The organism is Variovorax sp. LG9.2, from assembly GCF_035018885.1.
Classification (GTDB): Bacteria; Pseudomonadota; Gammaproteobacteria; order Burkholderiales; family Burkholderiaceae_C; genus Variovorax.
Genome location: NZ_JASJXB010000020.1, coordinates 25,315 through 39,159, shown reverse-complemented (window position 1 = coordinate 39,159; position 13,845 = coordinate 25,315). Strand labels below are relative to the sequence as shown.

Here is a 13,845-nt window from a genome sequence, read left to right as displayed (position 1 = left end):
CCCTGCGCAACGTGAGGTCGTCGGTGCTGCGCCTGTACGGCGCGATGATGCGACTCGCGCAGCCGATGCTGCGCCGCAAGCTGCGCAAGCGCGCGGTCGCAGAACCCGGATACGCCGTGGCGGTGGAAGAGCGCTTCGGCGTTTACGACGCGGCACTCACTGGCACCGACTGGTGCTGGATCCATGCGGTGTCGCTCGGTGAATCGCGCGCGGCCGGCATCCTGCTGATCGAACTGAGACGCCAGCATCCCGGTGTGCCGATCCTGCTCACGCACGGCACCGCCACCGGTCGTGAAGAGGGCGCCAAGCTGCTGGAGCCCGGTGACATGCAGGTCTGGTTGCCGTGGGACACGCAGCAGGCGGTCGCCGCCTTTCTCGATCGGTTTCAACCGCGCATCGGCGTGCTGATGGAAACCGAGGTCTGGCCTGAAATGGCTGCGGCCTGTGCCGAGCGCGGCATCCCGCTGGTGCTTGCCAATGCGCGCCTCAACGCCAAGTCGTTGGCCTCTGCTGAACGGCTCGCGTGGTTGGCGCGGCCGGCGTACGGCGCGCTCGCCGCAGTGTGGGCGCAGACCGAAACCGACGCGCATCGGCTGGTGTCGCTGGGCGCCAAAGTCGCCGGTGTTTACGGCAACCTGAAGTTCGATGCGGCGCCCGATTTGCGTCAGCTCGCGACGGCCGATTCGCTGCGTGCGTCGTTGCCCAAACCGATCGTCGTGCTGGCAAGTTCGCGGGACGGCGAAGAGCGCATGCTGCTCGAAGTGCTCAAGCGCTTCGGCGCCGCGGTGCCGGTGCCGCCGGCGCAAGCCGCCATCAGTTCCATCGCCAAACGCGTGCACGAGGTGCAATGGATGATCGTGCCACGCCATCCGCAACGCTTCGATGAGGTGGCGGCGTTGATCGAGTCGCAGGGTTTCGGCGTGGCGCGCCGGAGTTCGGCCAGTGCGCCGGCCGATTCCGAAATCTGGCTGGGCGATTCGCTCGGCGAAATGGCGCTGTATTACGGGCTTGCCAGCGTGGCACTGCTCGGTGGCAGCTTCGAGCCGCTGGGCGGGCAAAACTTGATCGAAGCAGCCGCGTGCGGTTGCCCGATCGTCATGGGCCCTTCGACCTTCAACTTTGCCGAAGCAGCCGACCTGGCCTTGTCGGCTGGCGCGGCGCAGCGTGTGCCGGACATGGAACATGCGGTGATGGCGGCGCTGGGGCTGGTCGGCAATGCGGGCAAGCGAGAAGCGATGGTGGAGGCAGCCATTGCTTTCTCATCGTCCAACCGTGGCGCCGCACAACGTACGGCCGCAGCCGTATTGGCGCTGGTGCAAGACGCGCCGCGGCCGGTGCCAATGTCGGGCACCGCGCCTATCGAGCGCACTGAACCCGGGTTCAGCGACCCGGCGGATTGATCACTGGCGGCGCCGGCGGTGCGGTCGGCATTACCGGAGGTGTCGGATTGAACGGCTGCATCCTCACCGCAGGCACCACGATCGATGGCGTAGGTGCCACGGGCACTGGGCTTTGCGTCGCAGCCGAGGGAGCTGTCGGCGAAGCGTTGGCCGACGCGCTGCCCGGCGCCGCCAGCGTCGAGTTGATCGCCTGAAGATCGTCCGCCGTCAACGTGCCGTTGGCCTGTCGCAATTTCAAGTTGCCCAGCAGCACGTTGTAGCGCGCTTGCGCGAGGTCGCGCTTGGTCTGGTAGAGCTGGCTCTGCGAATTCAACACGTCGATGTTGATGCGCACGCCCACTTGGTAGCCCAGCCGGTTCGCATCGAGCGCGCTCTGGCTCGACGACTCCGCCGCTTCCAGCGCCTTGACCTGGCCTGCGCCCGACACCAGCCCCAGGTAGGCCGAGCGCGTTGCCTGCGTCACGCTGCGGCGGGTCGATTCGAGTTGCTGCTTCGATTGCTCCTCGAGCGCCAGCGTTTCCTTGATGCGGTTTTCGGTTGCGAAGCCGGCGAACAGCGGCAGGTTGAACACCACGCCGATGGTCGCCGCGTTGATGCGCGTGCCGACCGTGCTGGTACTGGTGCCGCTCGGGTTGCGCGTCACGTTGTAGCCGAGATTGGCGTCGAGCGTCGGCTTGTGACCGGCTTCGGCCTTCTGTACTTCGAGACTCGCGACATCGAGCCCGAGCCGTGCCTGGCGAATGGACGGGTGCATGTCTTCGGCCTGCAAGACCCATGCGTTGATGTCGGCCGGCAGCGCCGTCGGCAACACGACAGGCGCAGCCAGCGGCGTCGGCGCGCTGCCCGGTCGCCCGACCAGCTGGTCGAGCACGATCTTCTTCACTTGCAAGTCGTTCTCTGCAGCGATCTCCTGCGCGATGACCAGGTCGTAGCGGGCCTGCGCTTCGCGCGAGTCGGTGATGGTCGAGGTGCCGACTTCGAAGTTGCGCTTGGCCGATGCGAGTTGCTCGGCGACGGCCACCTTTTGCGCCCGCACCAGCGCCAGGCTGTCTTGGCTGGCCAGCACGTCGAAGTACGCCTGGCTCACGCGCACGATCAGGTCCTGATCGGCGGTGGTGAGCACGGCCTGCGCGATATCGGCTTGCCGCAGGCCCTGTTCGTAGGTGGCCCAGTTGGCCGGCCGGTAGATCGGCTGCGTCGCGTTGATGCCGACGTTCTGCGTGTTGTAGTCGCGAGCCACAGAGCCCTGCGTGCCGGCCAGCACGTTGATGCCGAGATCGGTGCGGCCTGCCCCTGCCGTCAACCCCACCGCCGGCAGGATGCCGGCCTTGGCCTGTGCCGCGCGCGCCACGCTGGCGTCGTACTGCGCACGTGCACCCTGGTAGGTTGCGTCGTAGCCGCGTGCGGCGTCGAAAAGCTCGATCAAGCTCTGGCTGTGTGCCGACGGTACGACCGCGGCAAAGAACGTTGCGAGCGCGGCAGGAAGTGGGAGAAGCCGGGGCCAGAAGGGCATTGAAGAGTCCTTGAAGAAAAATCAGTAGCGCGGCACGGCAGCGTCGTGCTGGGCCGACCAGGCGTCGATGCCGCCTGCCACGTTGGCCACCTCGGCAAGGCCGCTCTGGCTCAGGAAGGCGGCCACCCGCTGGCTGCGTGCACCGTGATGGCAGAGGCACGCGATGCGCTGGCCTTCGTCGAGTTCAGCCAGGCGCGCGGGCACTTCGTTCATCGGGATCGCCAGCAGCGTGAAGCCTTGAGGCGCGACGCTCGCGGTTTGCAGTTCCCATGGCTCGCGCACGTCGAGCAATACCGGCGTTGCGTCCGCGTTCTGTGCGAACCATGCAGCGAGATCAGACGGGCGTACTTGGTCGATCATTTGTCGGTCGCCTCGATCGGGTTCAAAAAGAAAAGCGCGAAGGCTCGGGGAAGTTGAGCAGGCGTGGTGCCACGGTGTCCCACGGCTGTGTCGTTTCCCACTTGCCTTCGCTCACGCGGGTGGCGAAATGGGCACGCATCATCGGCTCGTCGCCGACGATGGCTGCTATGCGACCGCCGACCTTGAGCGAGCCCAGCAGGTTCTGCGGCATGCGGGCCACAGATCCGCTCAGCACGATCACGTCGAAGCTCGGGCCGCTCGGCAGCGGTTTCGATCCGTCGGTATGGCGCACTTCGACATTGGTGATGCCGTTGCGAGCGAGCGTCGTCTTGGCGGCTTCGGCCAGCTCGCCATCGATCTCGAGCGTCAGCACTTGCGCAGCGCGGTGGGCCAGCAACGCGGCCATGAAACCGGAGCCGGTGCCGATCTCCAGCACCGACTCGTGCTTTTGAATGTGCAGGTCTTGCAGCATGCGGGCTTCGACCTTCGGCGACAGCATGAACTGGCCGGCGACGGAGCCGTCACGCAGCGGGATCTCCATGTCGAAGAAGGCAAGGGCGCGGTGCGCTCGCGGCACATAGTCTTCGCGCCGGATCGTGGCGAGCAGGTCGAGGATTTCGAGGTCGAGCACGTCCCAGGGGCGGATCTGCTGTTCGATCATGTTGAAGCGCAAGCGCTCCTGCGTCTGGGTGGGATTCATCATCTGTTTTTTCCTTGAGGGATCAGGGCAAACCCTCGATTTTAGGTGGCGTGGCTGGCAGGGCCGGTGCCGTCTTTGCCGATTTGTCCGCTACCGTGCCGCTCCAGCGGCGGCGCGCCCAGGCGGCAAGGTCGTCCATGTAGCAGTACACGACCGGCACCACCACCAGAGTGAGCAGCGAGGAGGTGATGACGCCACCGATCACGGCCTGGCCCATCGGCGCGCGCTGCTCCGAGCCTTCGCTGATCGCGAAGGCCAGTGGCACCATGCCGAAGATCATGGCCAGCGTGGTCATGAGGATGGGCCGCAACCGAACGCGGGCGGCCAGCAGCAATGCTTCTGCGCGCTCCAGGCCGGGCACTTCATGGCCTTCGGCATCGACGCCCGGCGCACGCGAGCGGATCGCGAAGTCCACCAGCAAAATCGCGTTCTTGGTGACGAGCCCCATCAGCATCACGATGCCGATGATCGAGAACATCGACAACGTCGAGTGGAACGTCAGCAACGCCAGCACCACGCCGATGAGCGTGAGCGGCAGGGCGGTCATCAGCGCCAGCGGCTGCAAGAAGCTCTTGAACTGGCTCGCCAGGATCATGTAGATGAAGATGATCGCGAGCGCCAGCGCAGACACGGCATAGGAAAACGACTCCTGCATGTTCTTGGTCGCGCCGCTGAACTGCCAGCCGTAGCCCGGTGGGAAAGCGATGCCCGCCAGCGCGGCCTTGACGTCGTTCGACACCTCGCCGGCCGAGCGGCCGTCGGTGTTTGCGTTGACGCTCACCTCGCGCGCCAGTGCACGGCGGTTGATCTGGTTCGGCCCGGTCGATTCGCGCACGTCGGCGACCTGGTTGAGTCGCACGATGCGGCTGGATCCGTCGGCGTTGCTGCCGGCGGCGGCGGTCACGAAAGGCAGGCGCTCCAGGTCGGCCGGCGAGTTGCGCACTTCAGGGGCGAGCCGCACGTTGACGTCGTAGGTCTGGTCGTCCGGCGCGCGCCAGTTGCCGACCGTGGTGCCGGCCACCAGCGTGCGCAGCGCGCTGGCGATCGGTGCCACGCCCAGGCCCAGGTCGGATGCCGCATCGCGCCGCACGACGACGCTCACCGTCGGCTTGTTCGGCTTCTGGCTGGAGTCGAGATCGACCAGGCCGGGGATGGTGCGGATGCGCTCCATCACGGTCTGGCTCAGGCGCGTGAGTTCCTGCAGATCCGGGCCTTGCAACGAGAACTCGACCGCCTTGTTGCCGCCGACCGAATCGCGCAGCCCCACGTGCGTGACCGTCATGCCCGGCACCGTACTCAGGCGCTGACGCAGCACCGCCGACATCTGGTCGACGCTGCGGCTGCGCGCTTTGCGATCGACCAGCCGCACGTAGATGCTGGCGTACATCTTTCCCTGCGCGTCGCCGGTGTTGATGGTCGAGAGCGTGTAGCGCACTTCGGGCATCTCGCGCAGGATGCCTTCGACCTGTCGTGCCTTGGCTTCGGTCACTTCGAGCGAGGAGCCGACCGGCGTGTAGAACGCGATCGCAGTTTCCGAGAAGTCGGCCTTGGGCACGAACTCGGTGCCGAGCAACGGCACCATGAAGATGCTGCCGACGAAGATGCCGAGTGCGATCAGCAGGGTGGTGAGCTTGTGCCCGAGCGACCACCGCAAGATGCTCTGGTAGCCCTCGGCCAGGCGCTCGGTCGATCGATCGAACCAGCCGGTGACACGGCCGATGGTGCGGTCGTAGAAAGTCACTGGCGGGCCGCGCCGGCCCTGCTTGTCGATGGACGGGTCGTGCCAGATGCTCGACAGCATCGGATCGAGCGTGAAACTCACGAACATCGAGATCAGCACCGCCGCGACGATCGTGATGCCGAACTCATGGAAGAACTTGCCGATGATCCCGCCCATGAAGCCGATCGGCAGGAACACGGCGACGATCGACAGCGTAGTGGCCAGCACCGCGAGCCCGATTTCCTGCGTGCCATCGAGCGCCGCGCGAAACGGCGTCTTGCCCATCTGTACGTGCCGCACGATGTTCTCGCGCACCACGATCGCGTCGTCGATCAGCAAGCCGACGCACAACGACAGCGCCATCAACGTGATCATGTTGATGGTGAAACCGAACATCGCCATGAACCAGAAGGTGCCGATCAACGCGATGGGCAAGGTGAGCCCGGTGATCACCGTCGAGCGCCACGAGTTCAAAAACAAAAAGACGATGAGCACGGTGAGCAGAGCGCCCTCGATCAGCGTTTGACGAACGTTCTCTACCGCCACCCGAATCGGCCGTGCCGCATCGCCGATGGGTTCGAGCCTGATGCCGGGCGGCAGTTGCGGCTGGATCTCGGCAATGGCTTTAACGAGGCCGTCCACCACGCCTATGGTGTTTTCGTCCTGCGCCTTTTGCACCGACAGCAGCAGCGTGCGCTGGCCGTTGTACAGCGCGAGGCTGTCGATCTCCTGTGCACCATCGCTCACCCGTGCGACCTGGTCGATGCGGATCGGCGCACCGCCCTTGCGCATCACGATGATCTTGCCGAAGTCTTCGGGCCGCTCCATGCGCGCGTCGATCTGCACCACGCGGTCTTGCTCGAGCGAACGCACCGAGCCGACCGGCAGCGCCTGGTTCTCGTTCCTCACCGCGTTGACGACTTGCTCGGTGCTGACGCCGAACGCCTCCATCGCCTGCGGATTGAGATAGAGGTTGATCTCGCGCTTGGTCCCGCCAACGAGCGTGACCGAGCCGACGCCGCGCACGTTTTCCAACCGCTTCTTCAACACCTGGTCGGCCCAGTTGGTGAGTTCGACAGCGCTGGGTTGTTTGCCGGTGGCGCCGTCCGGCAACACCGCGACCGACCACACCGCACGCGACGCCGGGTCGAAGCGCAGCACGCGCGGGTCTTTCACTTCGTCGCGAAACAGCGGACGCACCGCAGCGACTTTTTCGCGCACGTCGTCGGCCGCCTTGCGTCCATCGACATACAACTGGAACTCGATGATGACCACCGACATCCCCTCGTAGCTGCGCGAGGTGAGGGCGTTGATGCCGGCGATCGAATTCACGCCTTCTTCTACCTTCTTGGTGACTTCGCTCTCGACGATTTCAGGCGAGGCGCCGGGATATTCGGTGGTGATCACGACCACCGGAAAATCGATGTTGGGGAACTGGTCGACCTGCAGTCGCTGGTAGGAAAAGATGCCGAGCACCACCAGCGCGAGCATCAGCATCGTCGCGAAGACGGGGTTCCTGAGGCTGACGCGGGTGAACCACATGTCGGTCAGTTCGGCGCGGTGCCCGACGCCAGGCGAACCAAGGTGCCTTCGCGCAGCGGGCCGATCGTGCCGGCAACAACCAGGGTGCCGTCGTCCACGCCGGTCAACGCCACCATCGTCTGGCGGTCGACCTGGCCGCGCATTCCCGGTTGCACGGCGCGATGCACGATGCGCCCGTCGGCCACCATCTGCACGTACGGGGCCGGCTTGTCGATGCGCACAGCCGACAGTGGCAGCGCGAGCGCTGAACTGCGCCCGACGTCGATGCGGCCTTGCGCGAAGAGGCCCTGCCTGAACCCGGTAGCGCGGTCGAGCCGCAGGTAGACCAGCACACTGCGGCTGCCAGCCTGGGCGCTAGGGTTGACGCGTGCCACCGTGGCCCCGACCGTGCTGTCGGCGCCGGCAGCGTCGAGGCCGCTGCCTTCGATCTGCAACGTCGCGCGCTGACCGACGCGCACCGCGATCGAGTCGGCCGCGGCCAGCGTCGCCTCCACTTCGATATTGCGCAGGTCGACCACCTCGATCACGCGCGCATCGATGGCGACACGCTCTCCGGACTGCACCAGCCGTTGCGCGACCTGGCCGGCGATCGGGCTGCGCAGCACGGTGTCGGTGAGGGACTTGCGGGTGACGTCGACGGCCGCGAGCGCAGCCCGGTGCGTCGAGCGCGCCGCGTTCAGGTTCGATTGCGAGGTGTCGAGCGCGGTCTTCGAGATGAATCCCTGGTCGACCAGCGCCTTGTTGTTGTCGTACGAACGTTGAGCCACCTCGGCCTGCGCGCTGGCCGAGTCGGCCTGCTCCTGGGCTTGCCGCAAGCGCGATTCGTACTCGGTCGGCTCGATGCGGCCGATGATCTGGCCGGCCGTCACCGTGTCGCCTTCGCGTACCGTGAGGCCGGTCAGTTCGCCGGCAACGCGCGCCTTGACGGCGGCCGAATCGACGGCGCGCAAGGTGCCCGACACGGCAAGCGTCTGCGCCAGTTCGCGGCGTGCGACTCTGACGACATCGGCCGCGGCCAGCTGAACGACAGTCTCCGAAGGCGCCTTTGCGGCGACGGCCACCGTCTGAGCTTTGCGCGCACCGATCGCGCGGAACACGCCGCCCGCGACCAGCACGATGGCAAGCGTGGCAATTCCCCACTTCATGCCGCGATTCATGGCGCGCTCCGCTGGGTGGCGGAAAGCCCGTGCAACACCGTCTCGGCCTGCAGCGCGATGTACTTTTCAGGGTCGAGAGGCACTTCTCCGTCGATGCAAATGCTGCTCGAGTGCTTCGACAGCATCAGGAAAATCATCGGCGCGACGATGGTGTAGATCGCCAGCCCGACATCGACGGGCGCGAACTCACCGCTGTCGATGCCGCGCTGCAGGATGCGTCGCAGCAAGTCGTGGCCCGGCAGCACGACTTCTCGCCGGTAGAAGGCGGCAAGCTCCGGAAAGTTGTTGCCCTCGCTCACCATGAGCTTGGTCAGGCCCGACGCCTTGGTCGCCCCGACGCGCTCCCACCAGATTCGCATGCAGTAGCGCAACATGTCGGCGGTGCTGCCCTCGAAGGTTTTGAACTCCTGGTTCCACTCGGTGAAGCGGCCCGCCAGGTTCTCGACCACGACCGCTTTGAAGAGCTCTTCCTTGCTCGGAAAATAAAGGAAGAGGGTGCCCTTGGAAACACCGGCGCGGGCCGCCACTTCTTCGGATCTCGTCGCGGCGAAGCCCTTTTCGACGAACAGGTCGAGTGCCGCTTCGAGCAGTTCGCCCGGTCGCGCTTCCTTCCGACGCTCGCGCTTGCCCCGAATCGGGCAGATCTTGTCGGTGAAAAAGCGGGGAGAGGGCATCGAGAAATTGCAAATTAACGTTAATGACTAACGGGTTAGTAATGTAGTGACCGCCCTTCAAACCGTCAAGAAGCCACAATGTCATCCATGTCCACCTCCATCGACCCATCTACCAAAACCGAAACCGAAACCATCGTGCTGGGCGGCGGCTGCTTCTGGTGCACCGAAGCGGTCTTCGACCGGGTGCAAGGCGTCGTCGACGTCGAATCCGGTTACTGCAACGGCCAGACGATCAACCCGACGTATGAGCAGGTCTGCACTGGGCGCACCGGCAATGTCGAAGTGGTCAAGGTCGTCTTCGACACCGCGCAGATCAGCCTGCGCGAGATCCTCGAGATCTTCTTCGTCATCCACGACCCGACGACGCTGAACCGCCAGGGCAACGATGCCGGCACGCAGTACCGCAGCGGCATCTACTACACGAGCGATGCGCAAAAGCAGGTGGCCGATGGCGTGATTCGCGAAATCGGCGAGAGCAAGACTTACCGCTCGCCCTTGGTGACCGAGGTCGAGCCGCTTGCGAACTATTCGACGGCCGAGGCTTACCACCAGGAGTATTTCGTGAACAACCCGAACCAGGGCTACTGCGCTTTCGTGGTCGGCCCTAAAGTCGAGAAGTTCCAGAAGACCTTTGCTTCGAAGGTGAAGGGTTGAGTCTTTCGGCCGAGTTCTGACTTTTATCCCTGTGCATTTACTGCGTCTGTCCCGTTTGCCGCGCCTAAGCGCGAACCCGCTTATCGCCGTCTTGCTGGCGGTAGCGCTTTGGTTCGCGTCGACGATGGGGCTGGTGCATGGCGTGGTGCACGTGCCGGGCGCGCCGCAGGCCACTGACGAGGCAACGAAGGCTCCCGCTGCTTCAGCCGTTGCAAGACAGTCCGTCGCCAAGGCCGTTCGCACCGCTCACTTCACCGGCTTCGCAGCGCTCTTTGCCGATCACGCGGACGGCGACGCGCAATGCCGTTTGTACGACCAGCTTTCCCACGGGCCGGCGGCCATCGCCGTACCTTTGATCGTTCTGCCGTTGGTCTTGCCGACGGCCACGTTCGACTTCTTTCAGGGCGAAGTTCTCGCCCGCTGGGTCGCGCTGTTTCAAGCGCGCGGTCCACCTTCTTCTCGCTGAATCCCTGCTTTCGGTTCCGGCGGCTGCCGCACGCGTTCAGCGTGCGTGCGCCTGCTGGCTTCCTTTCGATTCAACGAGCTTCTCAATTTCATGACCCCTTCTTTTCGTCGTGGCGCCATCGGCGCCGCTGTCTCCTTGCTCGCCGCCTCGGCGGCCTACGCGCAATCTGAAACGACCCCTAACGCGGCGCCCACGCTGCAGGAAATCACCGTCACCGGCAACCCGCTCGGCGCCACGGATTCGATCGCACCCACCGCCTCGCTCAAAGGCGATGCCTTGTTGCTGCGTTCGCAGTCCACGCTCGGCGAAACGCTCGACGGGCTGCCCGGCGTGAGCAGCAGTTACTTCGGCCCCAACGCGAGCCGGCCGATCATCCGTGGCCAGGACGGCGACCGCATCCGCATCCTGCAGAACGGCGGCGGCGCGCCCGATGCGTCGGCTCTGAGCTACGACCATGCGGTGCCGGTCGATGCACTGGTGACCGACCGCATCGAGGTGTTGCGCGGCCCCTCGGCACTGCAGTACGGCGGCAGCGCGGTCGGCGGTGTCGTCAACGTCATCGACAACCGCATTCCGACCGAACCTTTCGATGCCGAGGGCAGCTTCGGCGGCCGGGCCGACTTGGGCTATTCGACCGGCAACCGGGAGAAGAACGGCGGCGTCGTCCTCGAAGGCGGCAACGATCGCTACGTGTTGCACGTCGACGCCTTCGATCGTGAGTCGGGCGATGTCTCGGTGCCGATCGAACTGCAATGCAGCAAGCCGGGTTCACCGGGTCTGGCGCGCCGCATCTGCAACTCGGCCAACCAGGCGCATGGTGGCGCCATCGGCGGCACGCTGTTCTTCGACCAGGTCTGGATCGGTGCCTCCGCCAGCACCTACCGCAGCACCTACGGCACCGTGGCCGAAGACGACGTGACCATCGGCATGAAGTCGGATCGCTACGCGCTGGAAGGCGAGTGGCGGCCGGGTGGCTTCTTCACCAGCGTGCACGCCAAGCTGAGCCACACGGACTATCGCCACACGGAATTCGAAGGTGCCACGGCCGGCACCACCTTCGCCAACAAGAGCAACGACTTCAGGCTCGAAGCCAAGCATCAGAAAATCGGCAACTTCGAAGGCCTGATCGGCTTCAGCAGCGAGAGCAACCGCTTCTCTGCCGATGGCGAAGAAGCCTTCGCGCCGAACAGCCGCACGCGGGCCAACGCCATCTTTCTGCATGAAGAACTGGGCACGTCGTGGGGCCGCCTGAGCTTCGGTGCGCGCGCCGAGCAAGTGAAGGTGACGTCGCTGGGCTACCCGGAGGACCCGAGCGTGACGCGCTTCGCGATCGGCGAGCGCGACTTCAACCCGCACAGTGCGGCACTGGGGGCGCTGGTCAATCTCGCACCGCAGTGGCAACTGACATCGAACCTCGCGTACACCGAGCGTGCACCGAAGGACTACGAGCTCTTCGCCAACGGCCCGCACGTCGCGACCGCCGCATGGGAGGTCGGCGATCCATCGCTCAAGAAAGAGAAGTCGACCGGCCTGGACATCGGTGCGCAATGGAAGTCGGGCCCGAACACGGCACGCGTCAATGCGTACGTCACGCGCTTCCAGAACTACATCGGCCTGACCTCGACCGGGCGCGAACTCGACGCAGATGGCAACGTATTGGCCTTGCCTGGCACACCGGATGCGCTCGCCGAGTACGCCTACAACGGCGTGCGCGCGCGCTTCACCGGCATCGAGGCCAACGGCAATCTGCGGCTGCTGGGCACCGACGGTTTCTCGAAGATGAACGACGGCTCGACCCTCGATCTCGAATGGCGTGGTGACTTGGTTCGCGCGATCAATACCGACACCGGCGAGCCCTTGCCGCGCATCGCACCCGTGCGCGTCGGCGGCACGCTGGCGTATGGCAACGGACCGTGGGGTGCGCGTGTCGGTTTCGACTACAACGCCGCACAGCACCGCGTGCCGGAAATGGGCGCCCGCGAGACCGACGCCTACACCTTGTGGAATGCGGCGCTCACGTACCGCATGAAAGTCGACCGCGCCAACCTCACCTGGTACGCGCGCCTCGACAATATCACCAACAAGCTGGCGTACAGCGCGACGTCGATCCTGACGACGACGGTGTACCCCAATGCGCCGTTGCCGGGACGGACGTTGAAGGTCGGGCTGCGCGCGACGTTCTGACGTCCGCGCCTAGGCTTTCGCGGATGCGGGAGCCGGGTGCCCGCTCACCCTGCTTCCCGCATCCCGCGGCAAGCCCACCGCATCCACCAGCGCCAGCAGCGCCACCGCGGTGACGAGCCCGAAGGCGATGCGAAAGTCCTGCACGCCGGGCGCACCGGCATGCCCGGTAAAGCGCTCGGCGATGCTCAGCCCGATCGCTCCAAACGCGATGCCGACGCCTGCGCTTGCCTGTTGGAACATGCTGAAAAGCGTGGTCGCGCCGCTGGTCTGCGCCGGCGTGGTGTCGCAGAAGGCCAGCGTGTTGATGGCGGTGAACTGCATCGACCGGCACATGCCGCTTAACACCAGCACCGCCGCCATGACCGCGACCGGCGTGTCGGCAGAAAACGCCATGAGCGCCGCGAAACCGAGCGCCACCAACAGGCCGTTGAAGAGCAGCGTGCCACGAAACCCCAGCCGCCGCATGACGAAGCTGGTGGCCGGCTTCATGCCGAGGTTGCCGCCGAACATCGCCAGCATCATGAAGCCCGAGGCGACCATGCTGAAGCCAAAAGCCAGCTGAAACATCAGCGGCAGCAAAAACGGCGCGCTGCTGATCGCGATGCGAAAGAGCGATCCGCCGAACACCGACACCCTGAAGGTCTGCACGCCGAAGGCCGACAGGTCGACCAGCGGATGCGCCGTGCGCCGCAGGTGCCAGAGCGCGAAGCCCAGCGAGGCCGCACCACCCGCCGCCAACGCGCCGGCGAAGAGCCAGTCGATGGGCGTGTGGCTCATCAGCTCCAGCCCGTACATCAGGGCCGCCAGGCCGAACCCGCTGGCGGCGAAACCGGTCCAGTCGAACGGGCGCAGCTTGCCGGGCGCGTCGTCGATCCAGCGCAGCGCCAGCACGATCGCGATCGCACCGAGCGGCACGTTCAAAAAGAAGATCCAGTGCCAGCTCCAGGTGCTGGCGATCCAGCCGCCCAGCGGCGGCCCGAGCACCGGCGCCGCCAGGCCGGGCCAGGTGATCGTCGCGATGGCTTTGACCAGGCCGCTCTTGGGCGTGCTGCGCAATACCACCAGCCGGCCCACCGGCACCATCAGCGCGCCGCCGATGCCCTGCACGATGCGCGCGGCCACGAACACCGGCAGGCTCTGTGCCATGCCGCATGCCACCGAGGCCAGCGTGAACAGCAGCACCGCGCCGGCAAAGACGGAGCGCGGACCGAAGCGGTCGGCCACCCAGCCGCTCATCGGGATGAACACCGCCAGCGCCAGCAGGTAGGCGCTGATGCCGATCGACAGGTTCACCGGCAACACGCCGAAGCTCTGCGCCATGGCGGGCACCGCCGTCGTGATGACGGTCGCATCGAGGTTCTCCATGAAGAAGGCCGCGGCGACGAGAAATGCGATGAGGCGGCCGCGGCGGGCGTTGTCGGCGGGACTGACGTCCGGCGCCGGACTCTCGGAAGGGGGCGAAATCATGAGTGACC

The 13,845-nt window shown here is 65.6% G+C and carries 11 protein-coding genes; 4 read left to right on the top strand and 7 right to left on the bottom strand.

Translation table 11 applies throughout. From position 1 onward, the window contains the following. Window positions 1–11: 11 nt before the first annotated feature. The gene (locus QN413_RS18810; RefSeq protein WP_323498098.1) at window positions 12–1,400 is read left to right on the top strand and encodes a 3-deoxy-D-manno-octulosonic acid transferase; all 1,389 of its coding nucleotides are present in this window, start codon (window positions 12–14) and stop codon (window positions 1,398–1,400) included. Here the strand turns inward: QN413_RS18810 and QN413_RS18805 are convergent. Genes QN413_RS18805 through QN413_RS18780 form a run of 6 tightly spaced genes read right to left on the bottom strand, consistent with a single transcriptional unit; the run spans window position 1,381 to window position 9,066 of the window. After that, window positions 1,381–2,913 (bottom strand): TolC family outer membrane protein, encoded by a 1,533-nt coding sequence (locus QN413_RS18805; RefSeq protein WP_323498097.1) that lies wholly within the window; start codon window positions 2,911–2,913, stop codon window positions 1,381–1,383. The genes QN413_RS18810 and QN413_RS18805 overlap by 20 nt on opposite strands. Before the next feature lie 21 nt (window positions 2,914–2,934). Then, window positions 2,935–3,273, bottom strand: a complete 339-nt coding sequence (locus QN413_RS18800; protein ID WP_323498096.1) for a rhodanese-like domain-containing protein — start codon at window positions 3,271–3,273, stop codon at window positions 2,935–2,937. 22 nt (window positions 3,274–3,295) lie between these two features. After that, the gene (locus tag QN413_RS18795) at window positions 3,296–3,973 is read right to left on the bottom strand and encodes a protein-L-isoaspartate O-methyltransferase (RefSeq protein WP_323498141.1); all 678 of its coding nucleotides are present in this window, start codon (window positions 3,971–3,973) and stop codon (window positions 3,296–3,298) included. 22 nt (window positions 3,974–3,995) lie between these two features. Then, window positions 3,996–7,235, bottom strand: a complete 3,240-nt coding sequence (locus tag QN413_RS18790) for an efflux RND transporter permease subunit (protein ID WP_323498095.1) — start codon at window positions 7,233–7,235, stop codon at window positions 3,996–3,998. A 5-nt stretch (window positions 7,236–7,240) separates the two neighbouring features. Continuing rightward, window positions 7,241–8,392: an efflux RND transporter periplasmic adaptor subunit gene (locus tag QN413_RS18785; protein WP_323498094.1), complete on the bottom strand. Its 1,152-nt coding sequence runs from the start codon at window positions 8,390–8,392 to the stop codon at window positions 7,241–7,243. After that, window positions 8,389–9,066 carry a TetR/AcrR family transcriptional regulator gene (locus QN413_RS18780; RefSeq protein WP_323498093.1) on the bottom strand — a complete coding sequence of 226 codons (678 nt, stop codon included), beginning with the start codon at window positions 9,064–9,066 and terminating at the stop codon, window positions 8,389–8,391. Before QN413_RS18780 ends, QN413_RS18785 begins: the two co-directional genes overlap by 4 nt. Window positions 9,067–9,153: 87 nt before the next feature. Between QN413_RS18780 and msrA the strand changes: the two genes are divergently transcribed. From msrA to QN413_RS18765, 3 genes are all read left to right on the top strand, one after another. Beyond that, the gene (gene msrA, locus QN413_RS18775) at window positions 9,154–9,720 is read left to right on the top strand and encodes a peptide-methionine (S)-S-oxide reductase MsrA (RefSeq protein WP_323498092.1); all 567 of its coding nucleotides are present in this window, start codon (window positions 9,154–9,156) and stop codon (window positions 9,718–9,720) included. Window positions 9,721–9,751: 31 nt separating this feature from the next. Further along, window positions 9,752–10,186, top strand: a complete 435-nt coding sequence (locus QN413_RS18770; RefSeq protein WP_323498090.1) for a hypothetical protein — start codon at window positions 9,752–9,754, stop codon at window positions 10,184–10,186. Window positions 10,187–10,276: 90 nt separating this feature from the next. Beyond that, window positions 10,277–12,370 carry a TonB-dependent receptor gene (locus QN413_RS18765; protein ID WP_323498089.1) on the top strand — a complete coding sequence of 698 codons (2,094 nt, stop codon included), beginning with the start codon at window positions 10,277–10,279 and terminating at the stop codon, window positions 12,368–12,370. Between the two features lie 9 nt (window positions 12,371–12,379). Here the strand turns inward: QN413_RS18765 and QN413_RS18760 are convergent, their stop codons facing one another. Next, complete coding sequence (locus QN413_RS18760) at window positions 12,380–13,837, bottom strand: MFS transporter (protein ID WP_323498088.1); 1,458 nt, start codon at window positions 13,835–13,837, stop codon at window positions 12,380–12,382. Between the last annotated feature and the right edge of the window lie 8 nt (window positions 13,838–13,845).

What these genes read in the sequence shown, in the direction of transcription:
- QN413_RS18760 (WP_323498088.1), bottom strand. Translation starts at nt 13,837, where the DNA reads ATGATTTCGCCCCCTTCCGAGAGTCCGGCGCCGGACGTCAGTCCCGCC.
- QN413_RS18765 (WP_323498089.1), top strand. Translation starts at nt 10,277, where the DNA reads ATGACCCCTTCTTTTCGTCGTGGCGCCATCGGCGCCGCTGTCTCCTTG.
- msrA (WP_323498092.1), top strand. Translation starts at nt 9,154, where the DNA reads ATGTCCACCTCCATCGACCCATCTACCAAAACCGAAACCGAAACCATC.
- QN413_RS18780 (WP_323498093.1), bottom strand. Translation starts at nt 9,066, where the DNA reads ATGCCCTCTCCCCGCTTTTTCACCGACAAGATCTGCCCGATTCGGGGC.
- QN413_RS18795 (WP_323498141.1), bottom strand. Translation starts at nt 3,973, where the DNA reads ATGAATCCCACCCAGACGCAGGAGCGCTTGCGCTTCAACATGATCGAA.
- QN413_RS18800 (WP_323498096.1), bottom strand. Translation starts at nt 3,273, where the DNA reads ATGATCGACCAAGTACGCCCGTCTGATCTCGCTGCATGGTTCGCACAG.
- QN413_RS18785 (WP_323498094.1), bottom strand. Translation starts at nt 8,392, where the DNA reads ATGAATCGCGGCATGAAGTGGGGAATTGCCACGCTTGCCATCGTGCTG.
- QN413_RS18805 (WP_323498097.1), bottom strand. Translation starts at nt 2,913, where the DNA reads ATGCCCTTCTGGCCCCGGCTTCTCCCACTTCCTGCCGCGCTCGCAACG.
- QN413_RS18790 (WP_323498095.1), bottom strand. Translation starts at nt 7,235, where the DNA reads ATGTGGTTCACCCGCGTCAGCCTCAGGAACCCCGTCTTCGCGACGATG.